This is a genomic window from Inhella sp., assembly GCF_027532025.1.
GTDB lineage: Bacteria > Pseudomonadota > Gammaproteobacteria > Burkholderiales > Burkholderiaceae_C > Inhella.
In genome coordinates this window covers 15,937-32,443 of record NZ_JAPZSY010000053.1, presented here as the reverse complement: position 1 = coordinate 32,443, position 16,507 = coordinate 15,937, and the positions used below count along the sequence as shown (strand labels likewise).

The following is a 16,507-nucleotide window of genomic DNA, read 5'->3' as shown; positions in this document are numbered from 1 at the left end:
TTCGATGGGGAGACCGCGCCGTGCCGCAGACTTCTAGGAAGCTCGGCCGATCGATCCGGCGTCGTCGCCATGGAAGATGACCCATCGGTTGCGACCGCTGCGCTTGGCGGCGTACATGGCCTGATCGGCTCGCAGCATCAGCGTGGCTGCATCTTGGCCGTGGTCTGGGTAGAGCGCGATGCCCAGGCTGCAACCCACTGCCAAGACCGGCGCCCCTGGCGCATCACCCAAGGTGCAGGGCTGGGCGACCTGCTCCAACACCTTGCGAGCCAGCAGCTCGACTTGCGCACGGTCCTCCAGCGCGGAAAGCAGCAGCACGAATTCGTCGCCGCCCAAGCGCGCAACCGTGTCGGAGGCTCGCAGCGTCTGAAGCAGACGCTCGGCCACTGCCTTCAAGAGGCGATCGCCCGCTTCATGGCCATGGGTGTCGTTGATGGCCTTGAAATGATCCAGGTCCAGGAAGGCCACGGCGAACTGTCCGCCCTGGCGGCTGTGGTTGGCGCACAGCCGCTCCAGCCGATCCTGGAGCAGCACTCTGTTGGGCAGGCCGGTCAGGGCATCGTGCTCGGCGAAGTGGCTGCGGGCGGTCAGCTTCTTTTTCTCCGTGACGTCTTCCACCACGGCCAGCAGCCGTCGCATGCGGCCTTCGTCATCGAGCTCCCAGATCGCGGACACCACGGCATCGATGACGCTCCCGTCGGCTTTCAGCATTTGGAGGTCCGCCAAGGTCGAACTGCCCGACCAGGGCTTGCCAGGGTCTGCCCAACGGGTGAAGGCGTGCCCGGACTCGGGCGTGAGGAAATCGGTGATCGGGCGGCCTTGCACTTGGCCCTCCGTGTACCCGAGGGTGCTCAGCCACAGCTCGCTGACATCGATGACACGCCCGCGTTCGTCCAGCGCCTGCAGCATGGCCGGCGTTTGTTGGTAGAGCGAGCGCAAGTGCGCCTCGCTGGTGCTCAGGCGAAGCATCGCGTCGCGTCGGCTGTCCACCGTGGCAGCCAGAAAGGTGCCGGGCAGCAGCGTCGACAGCACCGCACCGTAGTACAGGCTGTCGCTCCACCACCCCGACGCGGGGGGCAGCAGCAAGACGCCCGAGCCGATGAGCACGCCGATCAGCATGGCGACGAGCAAGGTGCCCACGGCGCACAGCAGCAGGCCGCTGACGGCCGCCAGCGCGCCCAGGGCCATGGCCATCACCACGAAGGGGTGGGGCAAGGTGGTGGCCGCCACCAGCGTGGCCGCTATCGTCAGCAGCAACAGCGCCTGGTTTTGGGGGGCGGCCAGGGTCCGCTGCAGCGGCCGGAGGCCCTGGAGCCACACCGAAAGGCTCAGCGGGAGCATCGCCACGCCGCCAATCAGACTGCCGGCCAGCCACGTGGCCCACACCCTGCCGAACTCGCCGGGTGCGGCGACCACGGCCGCACCGAACACGGCGCCGAACAGGGCCGGAATCACAGCACCCAAGACGAACAGCGTGAGCAGCCGGCTGGGGTTCTGAAGGTCCTGCACCCGCACGCCGGCGCCCGACAGGAGCATGGCCCCCAGCAGCATCTCCGCACAGTTGCCGGGGACGAAGGCTGCAGCGGCTTGCCAAACCGCCGCATCCAGGCCGTGGCTGGGCAGCTTGACCCCCGCATTGGCGAGCAGGTTGGCCAACCCCAGCGCGGCCAGCATCAAGGCCCAGCGCCGCCGCGGCAGGGCCAACAGGGCCACCACACCCATCGCGTTGGCGAACCAGAGCGTGGCGATTTGACCTGGACGGGCCGCGAGCAGGATCGAGATCACCGACAGCAAGCCGTAGACCAGGGCGAGGCCCGCGATCCAAGCCCCCGACCGCGAAGCGTTGGCCGAAGGCGTGGTGGTCATGGGGTGGCTTTGCGTCGTGCGCGCCAGGCCACGCCGCCGAGGACGCCGGCGGCCAGAAGGGCCAGCGCCAGACCCGACCAGCGCAGCACCCGCCGGCGTCGGTCTTCGTACTGCAGCGCCGAGGCATCGATCCAGCGGTTGATGATGCGCTGCCGGGTGCCGTCGTCCAGCTGCTGCAGTCCGACCTCCAACTGCCGGCCCAGTTGGGGCAGCGATTTGCGGTAAGCGAAGCCCAGCGGGTAGTCAAAGCCCACCGCTTCCGACACCTGCACGCCCTTGACCTGCTGCTGCCGCAGCAGGTGGCTCACGCTGGCGATGTCGGCCACCGCGGCCTGGTACTTGCCGGCCATCACGCCTTGCAGGGCGCTCAAGTCGTCGGGCACGGCCTGCCACTTCAACTCCGGGTAAGCCTGCCGCACGAAGGCTTCCACGGCGTACCCCTGGCCCACAGCCACAGGCTGACCTTTCAGGTCCTGGAGCTTGGCTGGGCTGATGCTTTGGCGCACCACCAACACGGCGGGTACCTGCACGTAGGGGGTGGTGAAGGCCAGGTAGACGGATCGCTCGGGTGTCGGCCGCAGGGAGGAAATCAGATCCACCTCACCACGCTGGGCCGCCGCCAGAATCTCCGCGAGCGGCTGGGCCGGCAGCGTGCGCACGGGCGAATCCAGCCCGGGCTTGAGCGCCTCCAGGATGTCGATCGACAAGCCCACCACTTGGCCTTGCGCGTCCTGGTAGACGAAGGGCCCGTAATCCTTCTCCGGGGCGAACCGGATTTCCGGTTGGGCCACCGCGGAGGCCATGCCGCCAAGCAAGGCAAGGGCGAGAAGGGTTTTCATGGGCTGGGCGAGGTGGTTGCGCTCGTCAGGAAGCAAGCCAGTCGGCCTGCTCATGCTAACGGGCGAGACCGTGCGTCCGCCAGCCCTGTGGCCGACGCCCTGGGGTCTGGGGCGTCGGCGCCCTGCTCAGCGCTGGGCGAGCAGCCGCTCCATCTCGTCCATGATGGCGTTCATGCGGCGGATCACCGCCTCGTACGGCGCGGGCGAGTCCATGTCCAGGCCAGCACGCTTCAGGGCGGCCACCGGAGCTTGGCTGCCACCGGCGCGCAGGACGTTCAGGTAAGTTTCGCGTGGTGTGGCGTCGCTGGCCGAGGCGATGCGGTCCGCAAAGAACTGCGCGGCGGCCATCGAGGTGGCGTACTGGTAGACGTAGAACCCGCGGTAGAAGTGCGGGATGAAGGCCCACTCTTGGCAGTACTGGGGGTCGATCTTCATCACGCCTTGGGCGTCACCGTGGTAGTCCTTCAGCAGGCCGCAGTAGATCTCGGTCAGGCGTTTGCCGCTCAAGGACTCGCCAGCCTGCACGGCGTCGTGGGTGCGCAGTTCGAACTCGGCAAACATGGTTTGGCGGAAGTAAGTGCCGCGCAGTCGCTCCAGCTCGTGTCCCAGCAGGTAGAGCTTCTCGTCGGGGCTCTTGGCCTGCGCCAACATGTGCTGAGACAGCAGCACTTCGTTGGTGATGGCTGCGATCTCCGCGATGAACAACGGGTAGCTGGCCTTCTCGAAAGGCTGCGACGCATTGGCCAGCGCCGTGTGCATGCCGTGACCCCACTCGTGGGCCAGGGTCGAGACGCTGTCGTAGTCGTTTTGGTGGTTGAGGAACACCAAGGGCGATTCCCCGTACACGCTGGTCTGGTAAGCCCCTCCACTCTTGCCCTCGGCAGGCAGCACGTGCATGGTGCGCTGACCCAACAGGCGCTGCAGCTGCTGCTGGTAGGGCGCGCCCAGCGGCTGCACGGCGGCCAGGGTCAGGCGCTTGGCTTCGTCCACGCCGTAGCTGACGTCGCGCTTCAACAGGGCGGGGTAGATGTCGTAGTAATGCAGGTCCGGCAGTTTCAGCATCTGCTGGCGCAGCCGGAAGTAGCGGTGCAGCGTGGGCAGGCCTTTGCGGGTCTCGGCCACCAGGGTGCGGTAGACGGACTCTGGCACTTCATCGGCCGCCAGCGACGCGGCCACGGCGCTGGGGTGCTTGCGCAGTTGGGCCATCACCACGTTGTCTTGCACCGCGGTGCCCAGGGTGATGCCAAAGGTGCTCTCGAACTGCCCGAGTTGGCCAAAGAAGGTGTCGAACACATGCTTGCGAACGGCCCGATCGGGGTGTTGGCGCCAGCGTCCGTAACTGGTGTCGTCGATCTTTTCCGGCTTGCCGTCGATGGTGATCGAGGGCCAGCGGATGTCCACGTCCACCAGCAACCCGCGCGCCTGGGCCGTGGCGCCACGGACGGGGGCCAGTGCGGCCACCACCGATTCGGCCTCGGCCCCCAGGGTGTGCGGCTGCAGGCGCAGCACGTGGTGCAGCCGGGTGGCGTGGCGTGCCAGGCCAGCGTCTTGCCGTTGGAACTGGGCCAGGCGCTGGGCACCGATCTGCTGGATTTCGGGCTCGACCCACGCCAAGGCCGCACCCAACTGGCCCGAGAGTTGGCCCATCAGGCCCACGCGCTCCTGATGGCGACGCTCTCGGTTGTCGGTGCTTTGGAGCGCGTAGGCGTAAACCCACAAGCGCTCCATTCGCTGATTGGCGGCCGAGATGCGGTCCAGCGCGGTGCGCAAACTGGCCGCGTCACGCCCCAGCGTCCCACGCAGGGCGCTCAGCGCGGGCAACTCGGCCAGGGCGGCTTGGCGCGCGGCGTCCCAGGCGTTGTCGCTGGCGTAGATGGGCGTCAAGTCCCACGTCAGGGCCGGATCGGCGGCTTGTGCGCCCGCGCTCAACGAGAGGCACAACCACAACGCCATCACGAGGGGGCGGCGGGGGGCGGTGGGCAGGGCAAAACGGGGCATGGTGGATCGTGCGGTGGAGTCCGCTGAAGCGTGGAAGTCCAGCATGCTGCCATCGCCCCGGACCGGATGCGAAGAGTCACGCCCTGGGTGCGCGCCGATGCGGGCCAGCGCTGCGACCGTTGCCGGCTGGCGCGGAGTGACGCAGCCCGGCTCGCGTGAAGCGTTTCGCGCCCTCGGCTCGAAAAAGCCCCCACGCGCTTTCCGTGCATCGCCGCGCCCCTGGGAGGGGCTCCCTAAACTCAAAAAGCCGGTCCAACTTCCCCTCATTCGGAGACATGCTCATGGTTCTCAGCAAGCCTCAGCATCCCATCGGACGCAAGCTGGCACTGATTCAGGGGCTCTTGTTGGCAGTGGTCGTCGGGATTTCCGCCTTGGCCTTCATCACCCTGGAGCGTTTGGCCGGCAGTGCCGAGCGCGTGGCGCAACGCTACGCGCCGCAGCTGGACTTGATCTCCGACGTGCAGATGCTGATGTTTCGTGTTTCTCTGGAAGCCCGGCACGCCATGCTGGTGGAGACCGACGCAGAGCGAGACGAAACCTTCCAACGGATCGGTGCCTTCCGGGAGGAGATGTTGGCGAAGCTGAAAACCTTCGAGGACAACATGTCCACGGCCCAGGGCAAGGCGAACTTCGAGAAGATCCGCGCGGCCGACACGGACTTCTGGCGCCTGGGGGGCGAGGTGCTCGGCAAGGTCAAGGCCGGGGATCGCAGCGCCGCCTTCGCGCAACTCAAGGCCGAACTGGTGCCGGCCCGCGATCGCATGGTGCAGCACATTGCCGATCAGCGCCAATGGCAGCAAGGCCTCGTCCTGTCGACGGTCCAGGAGGCCCAGCGACAAGCCAACCGGACCAAGCTCGTGGTGCTGGCCGTGGCAATGGCCGGCACGGGCATGGCGTGTTGGCTGGCCTGGTCGCTGACGCGCATGATGAGCGGCGCCTTCCGGCGCGCCCACCAGGTGACGCAGCGCATCGCGGGCGGGCATCTCAACGACGAGATCTATGTGCGGCAGGGTGACGAGTTCGGTCACCTGTTCGGCTCCATCGTGGAAATGCAGGACCGCTTGCTCGCCGTCGTGAGCCATGTGCGCGAGATCGCCGCCAAGATCGGCGCTTCCGCGGAACTGATCGACGCCGCCAACCGCGAATTGCTGCAGTTGACCGAGTCGCATGACGCCTTCGTGCGCGGAACGGCCGACTCCACGAGGCACATGACGGAAACGGTGCGCAGCAGCGCCGAGAACGTGGAAACCGCCAATCAACTGGCCAGCGAAGCCTCGAAGGTTGCCGTTCACGGAGGGCAGGTCGTGTCCGAAGTGGTGCAAACCATGCGCGGCATCGACGACGCGTCCAAACGCATCGGCGAAATCGTCAACGTCATCGACGGCATCGCCTTCCAGACCAACATCTTGGCCCTGAACGCGGCCGTGGAGGCGGCCCGCGCTGGCGAGCAGGGCCGGGGCTTTGCCGTGGTGGCCGGCGAGGTGCGCAACTTGGCGCAACGCTCGGCCGCTGCTGCCAAAGAGGTCAAGGCCTTGATCCAGGACTCGGTCGGACGGGTGGATTCGGGCTCGGCGATGGTGGATCAGGCGGGGCAGACCATGCAAAGCATCCTCGAGTCGGTGACGCGCGTGACGACGCTGATGCAGGACATCGCTGGGTCGACGCGCGAGCAGCGGCAGGGCTTCGAGGCAGTGGGGCAGGCCGTCGAGCAAATCGGCTCGTCGACGACCCACAGCGTTGCGGCGGTTCGTCGCTCCAACGAGGCGGCTGCGGCGCTGCGCGAGGACGCCCGCACCCTCGAGCGTGCGGTGGCGGCGTTCAACCTCAAAGCCACCGATTGAGCCCGTCGATCCACAGCGACCTGAGCCGGCGTCGTGCGGGACACTTCCCGCCATGGAACCGCACGACACCCTCACAGTGACCACCGACGCCCGCGGCGTCGCCACGGTCACCATGGCGCGCCCCGAGCGCCACAACGCCTTTGACGAGGCGCTGATCCAGCAGTTGCACGCCGCTTTCACGGCCCTGGCCGCCGACGACGCGGTGCGCGTGATCGCGCTGGCCGGCGCCGGCAAGTCCTTCAGCGCCGGGGCCGACATCGGCTGGATGCGCCGTGCCGCCGCGGCGTCGGAAGCCGACAACCTGCAGGACGCGCAGCGCTTCGCCGCCATGTTGGCGGCCATCGCGCAATGCCCCAAGCCCACCGTGGCCCGCGTGCAGGGCTTGGCCTTGGGCGGCGGCGTGGGCCTGGCCTGCGCCTGCGACATCGCCATCGCCGCCGAAGGCACGCAGTTCGCCGTGAGCGAGGCGCGCTTCGGCATCCTGCCCGCCGTCATCGGCCCCTACGTGATCCGTGCCGCCGGCGCTCGCCAAGCCCAGCGCCTGGCGCTGATGGCGCACCGTGTGAGTGCCACCGAAGCCCTGGCCCTGGGCCTGGTGCAGCAGGTGGTGCCGGCCGATGCACTGGACGCCGCCGTGGGCGCGACAGTGAACGAGTTGCTGGCCAGCGGCCCGCGCGCCCAGGCCGAGATCAAGGCCCTGTTCGCGCAGCTCACGCCGGGCGACCTGGGGCCCGACGCCCAGGCGCTGACCGCCGCCACCATCGCCCGCGTGCGCAGCACGCCCGAAGCGCGCGAGGGCTTTGCCGCCTTCGTCGACAAGCGCGCCCCCGCCTGGAGCCAGCCATGAGCCATCCGCTTCCCCCCATCGGCGTCGTGGGCGCTGGCGTCATGGGCATCGGCATCGCCCAAATTGCCGCCCTGGCCGGCCACCCCGTGCGCCTGCTCGACGCCCGCGAGGGCGCGGCCGAGACCGCCATCGCCAAGTTGGCCGACACCCTGGCCGGCCTGGTGGCCAAGGGCAAGCTCAGCAGCGACGCGCGCGAGCAGGCCCTGGCCCGCCTGGGCGTGGCGCGCAGCGTGGCCGACCTGGCCGATTGCGGCTGCGTGATCGAGGCCATCGTCGAGCTGCTGGAGCCCAAGCGCGCGCTGCTGCGCGAGCTGGACGCCGTGCTGGCGCCCGAGGCCATCTTGGCCAGCAACACCTCGTCCATCAGCATCACCGCACTGGCCAACGGCCTGGCCCGGCCCGAGCGCCTGGTGGGCATGCACTTCTTCAACCCCGTACCGCTGATGAAGCTGGTGGAGGTGGTGAGCGGCGCCGAAACGGCACCCGCCATCGCCCAGGCCACCGAGGCCCTGGCCCGCGCCTGGGGCAAAACGCCGGTGCACGCGGCCAGCACGCCGGGCTTCATCGTCAACCGCATCGCCCGCCCGTACTACGCCGAGACCCTGGCCCTGCTGCAAGAGCGCGCCGGCACGCCCGCCGAGCTGGATGCCTGCCTGCGCACGGTGGGCTTCCGCATGGGCCCGTGCGAGCTGATGGACCTGATCGGCCACGACACCAACAACCTGGTGACCCGCAGCGTGTGGGAGGCCAACTTCGGCGACCGCCGCTACCAGCCCAGCCTCGTGCAACAGGCGCTGGTGGACGGCGGCCGCCTGGGCCGCAAGGTGGGCAAAGGTTTTTACGAGGGCGAGCCCGCCAAGTTGCCCGCGCCGTCAGCACCGGCCCAAGTGCCCGCCCTGGTGCTGCGCGGCCGCGGGGCCACCGTGGACGCACTGGCCGCCCGCCTGCCCGGCGTGCGCCGCGACCCCGAGGCCGAGTGGGCTGGCCTGGCGGTGGGTGCGGGCGCCATCGATGTGGTCGTCACCGACGGCCGCACGGCCGCCGAGCTGGGCGCCAACCACGGCAACCCCTTGGCGGTGATCGACTGGCTGCTGCCCAGCCAAGCGCAGAGCTCGGCGCTGGCCATCGCCCACGGCCGCGGGGCTGGCGATCTGCAAGACGGCGCCCGCCGCGCCGCGGCCGACGCGCTGGCCGCTGCGGGCTTGCTGGCCGTGCCGCTGCGCGACACGCCCGGCCTGATCTTGGCCCGCACCCTGGCCATGCTGGTCAACGAGGCCAGCGACGCGGTGTGGCAGGGCGTCTGCGACGAAGCGGCGGCCGACACCGCCATGAAGCTGGGCGTGAACTACCCGGCCGGCCCCTTCGAGTGGCGCGCCGAGTTGGGCGAGGTGCCGATCGTGGCCCTGCTGGACCGACTGTGGGCCCACACCCGCAGCGAACGCTACCGCGTCAGCCCGCCGCTGCGCGCGGCGACCTACTGATCGACAGAAGCCGGCCAGCGCAAGAGCGCGCGGAAGTCGTTGACGTTGGTGCCGGTCGGGCCGGTGACCAGCGCCAAGCCCTGGCGAGCCCAGAAGCCGCCGGCATCGTGGCCAGTCAACGCCGCTTCGCGCGAGTCGCCCCGCTGGCGCGCCACGGCGAGGCTGTCGGGTCCGAAGGCCGCTCCCGCTGCCGGGCCGGTGCCATCGATGCCGTCGGTGTCGGCCATCAGCCCGCGCAGCCCGCGCCATTCAGCGGCCAGCGCCGCCGCAAGCAGGGTTTCGGCTGCCCGCCCGCCTTGACCGAGTTTGGCGTCACCCAAGGTGACGGTGGCCTCGCCGCCACTCAGGAACACGGTGGGTCGCCCCACCTCGCCGGCCAGGGCCTCGCGCGCCAACTGCGCGCCCAGGGCGCGGGCCTCGCCCTCCACCCGGTCGCTGCCCAAACGCACATCCCATCCCATGCGATGAGCCCGCTGCGCGGCCGCTGCCAGCGCTTGAGCCGGAGAGGCCACCACCACCGCGCGGTGCTGGGGCGGCAAGCGTTTGGGCGTCTCCCACGCGCCGCTTTGCAGCGCCACCCGCGCCGTATCAGGCAAGTCGATGCCCCAGCGCGCGGCCACCGCCATGGCGTCGGCGCAGCTGCTGGGGTCGGCCACCGAGGGGCCGGAGCCGATCAGGTCCAGCGCGTCGCCCGGCACGTCGGAAATCGCCAAGGTGATCACCGGCACGGCGGGTCCGCAAGCCAGCGCCAATCGCCCGCCTTTGATCCCGCACAGGTGCTTGCGCAAGGTGTTCATCGCGTCAATCGGCGCGCCGCTGGCCAGCAGGTGGCCGTTGAGGGCCGCCAAGTCCTCCAGCGTCAGACCGGGCAGGGGCAGGGTGGCCAGGCTGGAGGCGCCGCCGGACAGCAGCACCAGCACGAGGTCGTCGGCGCCCAAGCCGGCCGCAGCGCCCAACAGCGCTTGCGCGGCGGCCACGCTGTGCGCGTCCGGTCGCGGGTGCCGCGCGTGGCGCAGCGTCAGACGCCGCAGGCCAGGGTCGGGCGTGCCGTGGGGGGCCACCAGCACGCCGCGCAGCGGCGCCGCGGCGGGCCAGGCGGCTTCCACCGCCGCACCCATGCCGGCCGCCGCCTTGCCCAGGCCGAGCACCACGGTGGTGCCGCGCGGCGGCGGGGGCAGGTGGGCGGGCAGCGCGCGCGCCGGTTGCGCCGAGGCCACCGCGGCGTCGAACAGCGCGCGCAAGCCCTCGGCAGGGGTCATGCCATCACACCCGTTCGATCGCCAGGGCGATGCCTTGACCCACGCCCACGCACATCGTGCACAGCGCGCGCCGGCCGCCCGTGGCTTCGAGCTGCCGCAGCGCGGTCGTCACCAAGCGCGCGCCGCTCATGCCCAGCGGGTGGCCCAGCGCGATGGCGCCGCCGTTGGGGTTGACGCGGGCGTCGTCGTCGGCCACGCCCAGTTGGCGCAGCACGGCCAAGCCTTGGGCGGCGAAGGCCTCGTTGAGCTCGATCACGTCGAAGTCGGCCAGCGTCAGCCGCAGGCGCGCCAGCAGGCGTTGCACGGCGGGCACGGGGCCGATGCCCATCACCCGCGGCGGCACGCCGGCCGCGGCGAGGCCCAGCACGCGGGCGCGCGGCGTCAGGCCGTGGGCTTTGGTGGCGGATTCGCTGGCGAGCAACAGCGCGCAGGCGCCGTCGTTCACGCCCGAGGCATTGCCCGCCGTCACCGTGCCGCCCGGGCGCACGATGGGCTTGAGCTTGGCCAAGGCTTCCAGCGAGGTGGCGCGCGGGTGCTCGTCGTGCCGCACCACCAGGGCCTCGCCCTTCTTTTGCGGGATCGTCACGGGGTCGATCTCGCCGTCGAAGAAGCCGCGTTCGCGCGCCGCCAGGGTCTTGGTTTGGCTGGCCAGGGCGAAGCGGTCTTGGTCCTCGCGGGAAATGCCGAAGTCGCTCACCACGTTCTCGGCCGTTTCCGGCATCGAGTCGGTGCCGTAGGCGGCGTGCATGGCCGGGTTGACGAAGCGCCAGCCGATGGTGGTGTCGAACACCGCATTGCTGCGCGAGAAGGCCTCGGTGGCCTTGGGCATCACGAAAGGGGCGCGGCTCATGCTTTCCACGCCGCCGGCCAGCATCAACTCGGCGTCGCCCGCGGCGATGGCGCGCGCCGCCTGGCCAACGGCATCGAGCCCCGATCCGCAGAGACGATTCAAGGTGGTGCCGGGCACGTCCACGGGCAGGCCGGCGAGCAGCGCGGCCATCCGGGCCACGTTGCGGTTGTCTTCGCCCGCTTGGTTGGCGCAACCCAGCATCACGTCATCGATCGCTGCGGGGTCCAACGAGGCCTGGCGGGCCAGCAGCGCCCGCAGCACGCCGGCCGCCAGGTCGTCCGGACGGACGCTGGCCAACGAGCCGGCGTAACGGCCGATGGGGGTGCGCAGGACGTCACAAAGAAAGGCAGCGGGCATGGGGGCATTGGGGATGTTGTGGTGTTGGGCATTGTCCCGGCGGCGGGCATACTCACCCGACCGCCAACCCAACCTTGAGCGCATGGCCGCAGAAGAACGCATCGACGTTGCCGACCTCCGCGTGGGCATGTTCATCCACCTGGACCTGGGCTGGATGCGACATCCCTTCCCTCTGTCCAGCTTCCGCATCGGCTCCGAAGACCAACTCGTGGTGCTGCGCCAGCTGGGACTGAAGCAGGTCCGTTGGTCCCCCGAGTTGAGCGAACTGCAGCCAACCACGGGTCCGGCGGCCGATCCCCAAGGCATCGAGGCGGTGCCCCCAGGCGCCACCGACCCGGCTGAGCAGATCGCCCAGGCCCACCGCGAGGCCTTGCGACTGCAGCGTGAGGCCCTCAGCCTCTGCGAGGCGCAGTACAGAGAGGCCGCTCAGGCGGCGTGCGACATGCTGGAGGGCGCGGTGCGCCAACCCCTGTCCACCGGAGAACAAGCCAAGAGCTTGGCTTCGAGCTTGGTTGCCAAGATGCTGGGCATGGGCGACATGAACCTGCGCCTGCTGACCGAAGCCGCTGGCGACCGCGCTGGCGCGCATTCGCTCAACGTCACCTTGATCTCGCTGCTGCTGGGCAGCGCCATCGGACTGGGGCAGGACGAACTCACCGAGCTCGGCGCCGGGGCCCTGCTGCACGACGTCGGCAAGCTGGAGCTCGAAGCGCGCTTCCGGTCACGCCTGGACAGCCTGACGCCACCCGAGGTCGCGGTCTACCAGCTGCACGTGAACAAAGGCGCGGCCTTGGCCCAGCCCATGGGCCTGAGTGCGGCGTCATTGGCGGTCATCGCCCAGCACCATGAACATGCCGATGGCACGGGCTTTCCGAACCGCATCCTGGGCGAACAGATGCACCCGTTCGCCCGTATCGTGGCCCTGGTGAACCGATTCGACGGCCTGTGCAATCCACCGCTGGGTGGGCGCCTGCACACCCCGCATGAGGCCCTGTCGCTGATGTTTGCCCAGGGGCGCAGCCGCTACGACGCCACCTTGCTCAATGCCTTCATCCGCATGATGGGGGTGTACCCGCCGGGCTCCGCCGTTCAGCTCACCGACGATCGCTACGCATTGGTGGTTGCCGTCAACCCGGTCCGGCCGCTCAAGCCGCGCGTGCTCGTTCACGAGCCCCAAGTGCCGGCGTCCGAAGCCTTGCTGCTCAACTTGGAAGACGAGCCCACGTTGGGGATCCGGCGCAGCTTGAGGCCCGCCGACCTGCCCAGCGCTGCAGCCCACTACCTCAAACCCCGCACGCGCCTGGCCTACTTCATCCAGCCAGCCGCCCTGGGTGCCGAGCCCCCCGCGTGCTGATCGCCTTCAAGAGCAAGGCCGGGGCCGATGTGCTCATGCTCTGGCCCCATGCCGAACCGGTGCTGCGAGCCCTGGGTCGAGACCCAGCGCCGCAAGGCGTTTTTCGGGGTGCGCAACTCAACGACGCGCTGACCGCTTGGCAAGCGCACATGGCCGCTGCCGAAGGCTCCACCGATGCCCAGGAGACGATCGACGACGAAGCCCAGCCGACCGCTTTGCGCCAACGCGCCTGGCCCGTGCTGGACTTGCTGACCCAAGCGGCCCGGCTGGGGCACGACGTGACTTGGCAGCCTCTTTGACGGCAATGTTGCGAATTAGCATCGACCCGCCCAGCGCGCCAAGCCCCCTGCCTATACTCGTTCGACATTAACCCGGTGGTGCCCGCGTCAGCGGCCCGCCTCCCGTGTAACCAAACCAAGAAGGCCAACGATGAAGAAATTCACCCTGTCTGCCCTCGCCCTCGTGGCCGCTGCTGTCGCGGCCCCGGCGTTCGCCCAAAGTTCGGTCACCCTCTACGGTCGGTTGAACACCACCGTCGAGACCCAAAAGGAAAACGGCGGCGCCCGCAAGTGGGTTGTGGCCAACAACGCCTCGCGTCTGGGCTTCAAGGGCTTGGAAGACATCGGCGGCGGCCTGAAGGCCAGCTTCAACCTGGAGCACGGTTTCAATTCGGACACAGGCGTTTCCACCGCGGGCACGACCTTCTGGGGCCGTGAAGCGTGGGTGCAACTGGCGGGCTCGTTCGGCGCGGTGCGCTTGGGCAGCTTCACGCCCGAATCGTATTTCGCCACGGCGGACTACATCAGCATGCACAACCACGACACCGGTAGCTCCGAAGACGCTTTGTACGCTTTCGGCCCCTTGGTCAAGAACAATAAAGTCGGGTATTTCACTCCCACAGTGGGCGGCTTCAACGCCAGCATGTCAGTGTCCGTGAGCGAAGGTGCCCCGGGTGGCCGCGCCTACGATTTCGCAGGTAACTATGACTCCGGGCCTTTGCATCTCGGGTTTGGTATGGCCGATCAGGGTAGCAGTACTCAATGGGCCGTCCGTGGGCTGTATGAATTGGGTGCGTTTACCCTTGGCGCTTATTACAACCAAGGCAAGAACTACACCGCGGGCGTGGCGCCTGTGTCAGGGAAGTACAAGGCTGCACGTGTTGCGTTGATGTACTCGCTCGGCGCTTCAGAGTTCCACTTCAATTTGGGCCGCGCCAGCAACGGTGAGCAAATGACTTTGGGTTACAACTACAACTTGAGCAAACGCACCAAGGTTTACGGCTACTACACGGACCGTGACTTGAATCGCGACAACACCGGCGTGACCTCTAATCCAGCGACTTTCAACAAGCGCGGGGACTTCTCCGCGCTGGCTTTCGGCGTGCGCCACAACTTCTGATCGAACGTCGACCAGAACACACAAAGCGGCCCGCGGGCCGCTTTGTTTTTGGGGATTTCAAAAAGAACGAGCGCTCTGGGCGATGGGGCTCAAGCGTCGCCGAACAACGCTCCGTCGCGCTGCGGCGCGGCGAGCCCCAGGTGGCGGTAGCTGGCCAGGGTGGCTTGGCGACCGCGGGGCGTGCGGTGCAGGAAGCCCTGCTGGATCAAGTAGGGCTCGATGACATCTTCGATGGTGTCGCTGGCCTCGCCGATGGCGGCGGCCAGGTTGTCCAGGCCGACGGGGCCACCGTCGAAGCGGTGGATGAGCGCGTCCAGCAGCTTGCGGTCCATCAGATCGAAGCCCATGGGGTCGACGTCCAACAGCGTCAGGGCTTGGGCGGCTGCCTCGCGGTGGATGCGGCCGTCGCCTTTGAATTCGGCCCAGTCACGCTCCCGCCTCAGCAGGCGGTTGGCGATGCGCTGTGTGCCGCTAGCGCGACGGGCGATTTCCAGCGCGCCGTCGTGGTCGATGGGCACGCCCAGCAATTCGGCCGAGCGGTGCACGATGCGTTGCAGGTCTTCGGCGCTGTAGAACTCCAGCCGCGCGCTGATGCCGAAGCGGTCGCGCAGCGGGTTGGTGAGCATGCCCGCGCGGGTGGTGGCGCCGACGAGGGTGAACGGCTGCAGGTCCAGCTTGATGGAGCGTGCGGCCGGGCCTTCGCCAATCAGGATGTCGATCTGGAAGTCTTCCAGCGCCGGGTACAGGATTTCTTCGACGACGGGCGACAGCCGGTGGATTTCGTCGATGAAGAGGACGTCGTTCTTCTCCAAACTGGTCAAAATGGCCGCCAGGTCGCGCGGCTTTTCCAGCACGGGGCCCGAGGTCTGGTGCAGGCGCACCCCGAGTTCGGCCGCGATGATGTGCGACAGGGTGGTCTTGCCCAGACCTGGCGGGCCGAAGAGCAGCACGTGGTCCAGGGCCTCGGCGCGGCGGCGCGCGGCGTCAACGAAGATCGCCAGCTGTTCGCGCACCTTGGGTTGGCCCACGTAGTCGTCCAGGCGCTTGGGGCGCAGGGCGCGCTCCAGGGCTTCTTCTTTGGGCGAGGCGGGAGCGGCAGACACCAGGCGCTGCGGGGCGGTGAAGTCGTCGGTTTGGATGGGCATGTCGGGGGCGCTGGCGTCAGCGCGACAGGGCCTTGAGGGCCAGCTTGATGCCGTCGCTCACCGACACGTCGGCGGGCAGGGTTTTGAGGGCGGCATCGGCTTCGCGCTCGTTGTAGCCCAGGGCCAGCAGGGCTTGTTGGATGTCGCCGCGGGCGCTGGGTGTGGAGCTGGGCGCGGCCAGGGCTTCGCCCAGCTTGCCCTTGAGTTCCAACAACAGGCGTTCGGCGGTTTTCTTGCCAATGCCGGGCACCTTGACGAGGCGGGAGGCGTCTTGTTGCGCCACGGCCGCCTGCAGGTCGGCCACGCTCAAGCCCGACAGCAGAGACAGCGCCGTGCGCGGCCCCACGCCGGAGATCTTGATGAGTTGCCGGAACGCCTCGCGTTCGTCGCCGCCCAGAAAGCCGAACAACACCTGGGCGTCCTCGCGGACCACGAAATGCGTGAGCAGGCTCACGGGCTCGCCCAGGGCAGGCAGGGCGCAGAAGGTGCTCATGGGCACGTCCACCTCGTAGCCCACGCCTTGCACGTCGATCAGCACCTGCGGCGGGGCCTTGCCCGCCAAACGGCCTTGCAGTCGTCCGATCATCGGCGCGCCGCTCAGTTGCGGCCGAAGAGGCCCAGGCGCTGGGCCTCCAGCGCCGCTTCAGCGCGGGAGCTCACGTTGAGCTTTCGGTAAATCTGCTTGACGTAATCGGCGATGGTGTGCCGAGACAGCCCGAGTTGGACGCCGATCTCCGGCAGGGTGAAGCCTTTGGCCACGCGCAGCAGCACTTCGCTTTCGCGCTCGGTCAGTTGCACGTCGGGCATGGCGTTGGCCGATGGCGTGCGACGCGACTGCTGCGCGAAGTGCGCGATGACCTTGCGGGCGATGGAGGGGGACAGCGGGGGTTCCCCCTGGCTGATGCGCTGCAGTTGGTCGACGAACAACTCGCGGGCCTGCTCCTTCAGCACGTAGCCAAAGGCCCCTGCCTGCAGGGCGGGAAACAGGTGCTCGTCGTCGTCGTGGATGGTGACGATGACCGACTGGGCCTCGGGCTGCTGGTTGCGTAAGGCCTCCACCACGGTGACGCCCGAGCCGTCGGGCAAGCCGAGGTCCACCAGGGCGAGGTCGAAGCGCTGGCGCGGGATGGCGCTCAGCGCATCCTGCACACGGGCGCATTCGGTGATGTGCGCCTGGGCGAACACCTGGGTGACGAGTTGGCGCAGCCAAGCGCGAATCTCGGCCAGGTCTTCCAGCAGCAGGATGTGGTTCATGGCGGTGCTCCTCGCAGG

Annotated in this window: 14 protein-coding genes; 6 read left to right on the top strand and 8 right to left on the bottom strand. The window is 68.8% G+C overall.

The features are described from left to right. Positions 1-33 precede the first annotated feature (33 nt). From O9335_RS08650 to O9335_RS08640, 3 genes are all read right to left on the bottom strand, one after another. Entirely contained in the window at positions 34-1,866 is a 1,833-nt protein-coding gene (locus tag O9335_RS08650; protein WP_298386589.1) for a diguanylate cyclase, read from the bottom strand. Next, positions 1,863-2,705: a transporter substrate-binding domain-containing protein gene (locus O9335_RS08645; protein WP_298386586.1), complete on the bottom strand. Its 843-nt coding sequence runs from the start codon at positions 2,703-2,705 to the stop codon at positions 1,863-1,865. Before O9335_RS08645 ends, O9335_RS08650 begins: the two co-directional genes overlap by 4 nt. 126 nt (positions 2,706-2,831) lie before the next feature. Next, on the bottom strand, positions 2,832-4,703 hold the full coding sequence (locus O9335_RS08640) for a M3 family oligoendopeptidase (protein ID WP_298386584.1): 1,872 nt from the start codon (positions 4,701-4,703) through the stop codon (positions 2,832-2,834). Between the two features lie 281 nt (positions 4,704-4,984). On the opposite strand from O9335_RS08640, the gene O9335_RS08635 reads away from it, so the two are divergent. Genes O9335_RS08635 through O9335_RS08625 form a run of 3 tightly spaced genes read left to right on the top strand, consistent with a single transcriptional unit; the run spans position 4,985 to position 8,872 of the window. After that, the gene (locus O9335_RS08635; protein WP_298386581.1) at positions 4,985-6,544 is read left to right on the top strand and encodes a methyl-accepting chemotaxis protein; all 1,560 of its coding nucleotides are present in this window, start codon (positions 4,985-4,987) and stop codon (positions 6,542-6,544) included. 52 nt (positions 6,545-6,596) lie between these two features. Beyond that, a complete protein-coding gene (locus O9335_RS08630) occupies positions 6,597-7,391 on the top strand; it encodes an enoyl-CoA hydratase-related protein (protein WP_298386578.1) in 795 nt (264 codons plus the stop codon). Continuing rightward, complete coding sequence (locus O9335_RS08625; RefSeq protein ID WP_298386575.1) at positions 7,388-8,872, top strand: 3-hydroxyacyl-CoA dehydrogenase; 1,485 nt, start codon at positions 7,388-7,390, stop codon at positions 8,870-8,872. Before O9335_RS08630 ends, O9335_RS08625 begins: the two co-directional genes overlap by 4 nt. Here O9335_RS08625 and O9335_RS08620 read toward each other — a convergent pair. Both O9335_RS08620 and pcaF read right to left on the bottom strand, forming a co-directional pair. After that, the gene (locus O9335_RS08620; RefSeq protein ID WP_298386572.1) at positions 8,866-10,131 is read right to left on the bottom strand and encodes a DUF4147 domain-containing protein; all 1,266 of its coding nucleotides are present in this window, start codon (positions 10,129-10,131) and stop codon (positions 8,866-8,868) included. The genes O9335_RS08625 and O9335_RS08620 overlap by 7 nt on opposite strands. Before the next feature lie 4 nt (positions 10,132-10,135). Further along, the gene (gene pcaF / locus O9335_RS08615; RefSeq protein WP_298386569.1) at positions 10,136-11,338 is read right to left on the bottom strand and encodes a 3-oxoadipyl-CoA thiolase; all 1,203 of its coding nucleotides are present in this window, start codon (positions 11,336-11,338) and stop codon (positions 10,136-10,138) included. Positions 11,339-11,420: 82 nt separating this feature from the next. On the opposite strand from pcaF, the gene O9335_RS08610 reads away from it, so the two are divergent. From O9335_RS08610 to O9335_RS08600, 3 genes are all read left to right on the top strand, one after another. Continuing rightward, complete coding sequence (locus O9335_RS08610; protein ID WP_298386564.1) at positions 11,421-12,692, top strand: HD-GYP domain-containing protein; 1,272 nt, start codon at positions 11,421-11,423, stop codon at positions 12,690-12,692. Then, entirely contained in the window at positions 12,686-12,991 is a 306-nt protein-coding gene (locus O9335_RS08605; protein WP_298386561.1) for a DUF1840 domain-containing protein, read from the top strand. Before O9335_RS08610 ends, O9335_RS08605 begins: the two co-directional genes overlap by 7 nt. 130 nt (positions 12,992-13,121) lie before the next feature. Then, positions 13,122-14,090: a porin gene (locus tag O9335_RS08600; RefSeq protein WP_298386558.1), complete on the top strand. Its 969-nt coding sequence runs from the start codon at positions 13,122-13,124 to the stop codon at positions 14,088-14,090. An 89-nt stretch (positions 14,091-14,179) separates the two neighbouring features. Here the strand turns inward: O9335_RS08600 and ruvB are convergent, their stop codons facing one another. Genes ruvB through O9335_RS08585 form a run of 3 tightly spaced genes read right to left on the bottom strand, consistent with a single transcriptional unit; the run spans position 14,180 to position 16,489 of the window. Continuing rightward, positions 14,180-15,235 carry a Holliday junction branch migration DNA helicase RuvB gene (gene ruvB, locus O9335_RS08595; protein ID WP_298386555.1) on the bottom strand — a complete coding sequence of 352 codons (1,056 nt, stop codon included), beginning with the start codon at positions 15,233-15,235 and terminating at the stop codon, positions 14,180-14,182. 16 nt (positions 15,236-15,251) lie between these two features. Then, positions 15,252-15,821, bottom strand: a complete 570-nt coding sequence (ruvA, locus tag O9335_RS08590; RefSeq protein ID WP_298386552.1) for a Holliday junction branch migration protein RuvA — start codon at positions 15,819-15,821, stop codon at positions 15,252-15,254. 11 nt (positions 15,822-15,832) lie between these two features. Beyond that, positions 15,833-16,489, bottom strand: coding sequence for a response regulator transcription factor (locus O9335_RS08585; protein WP_298386549.1), 657 nt, complete (start codon positions 16,487-16,489; stop codon positions 15,833-15,835). Between the last annotated feature and the right edge of the window lie 18 nt (positions 16,490-16,507).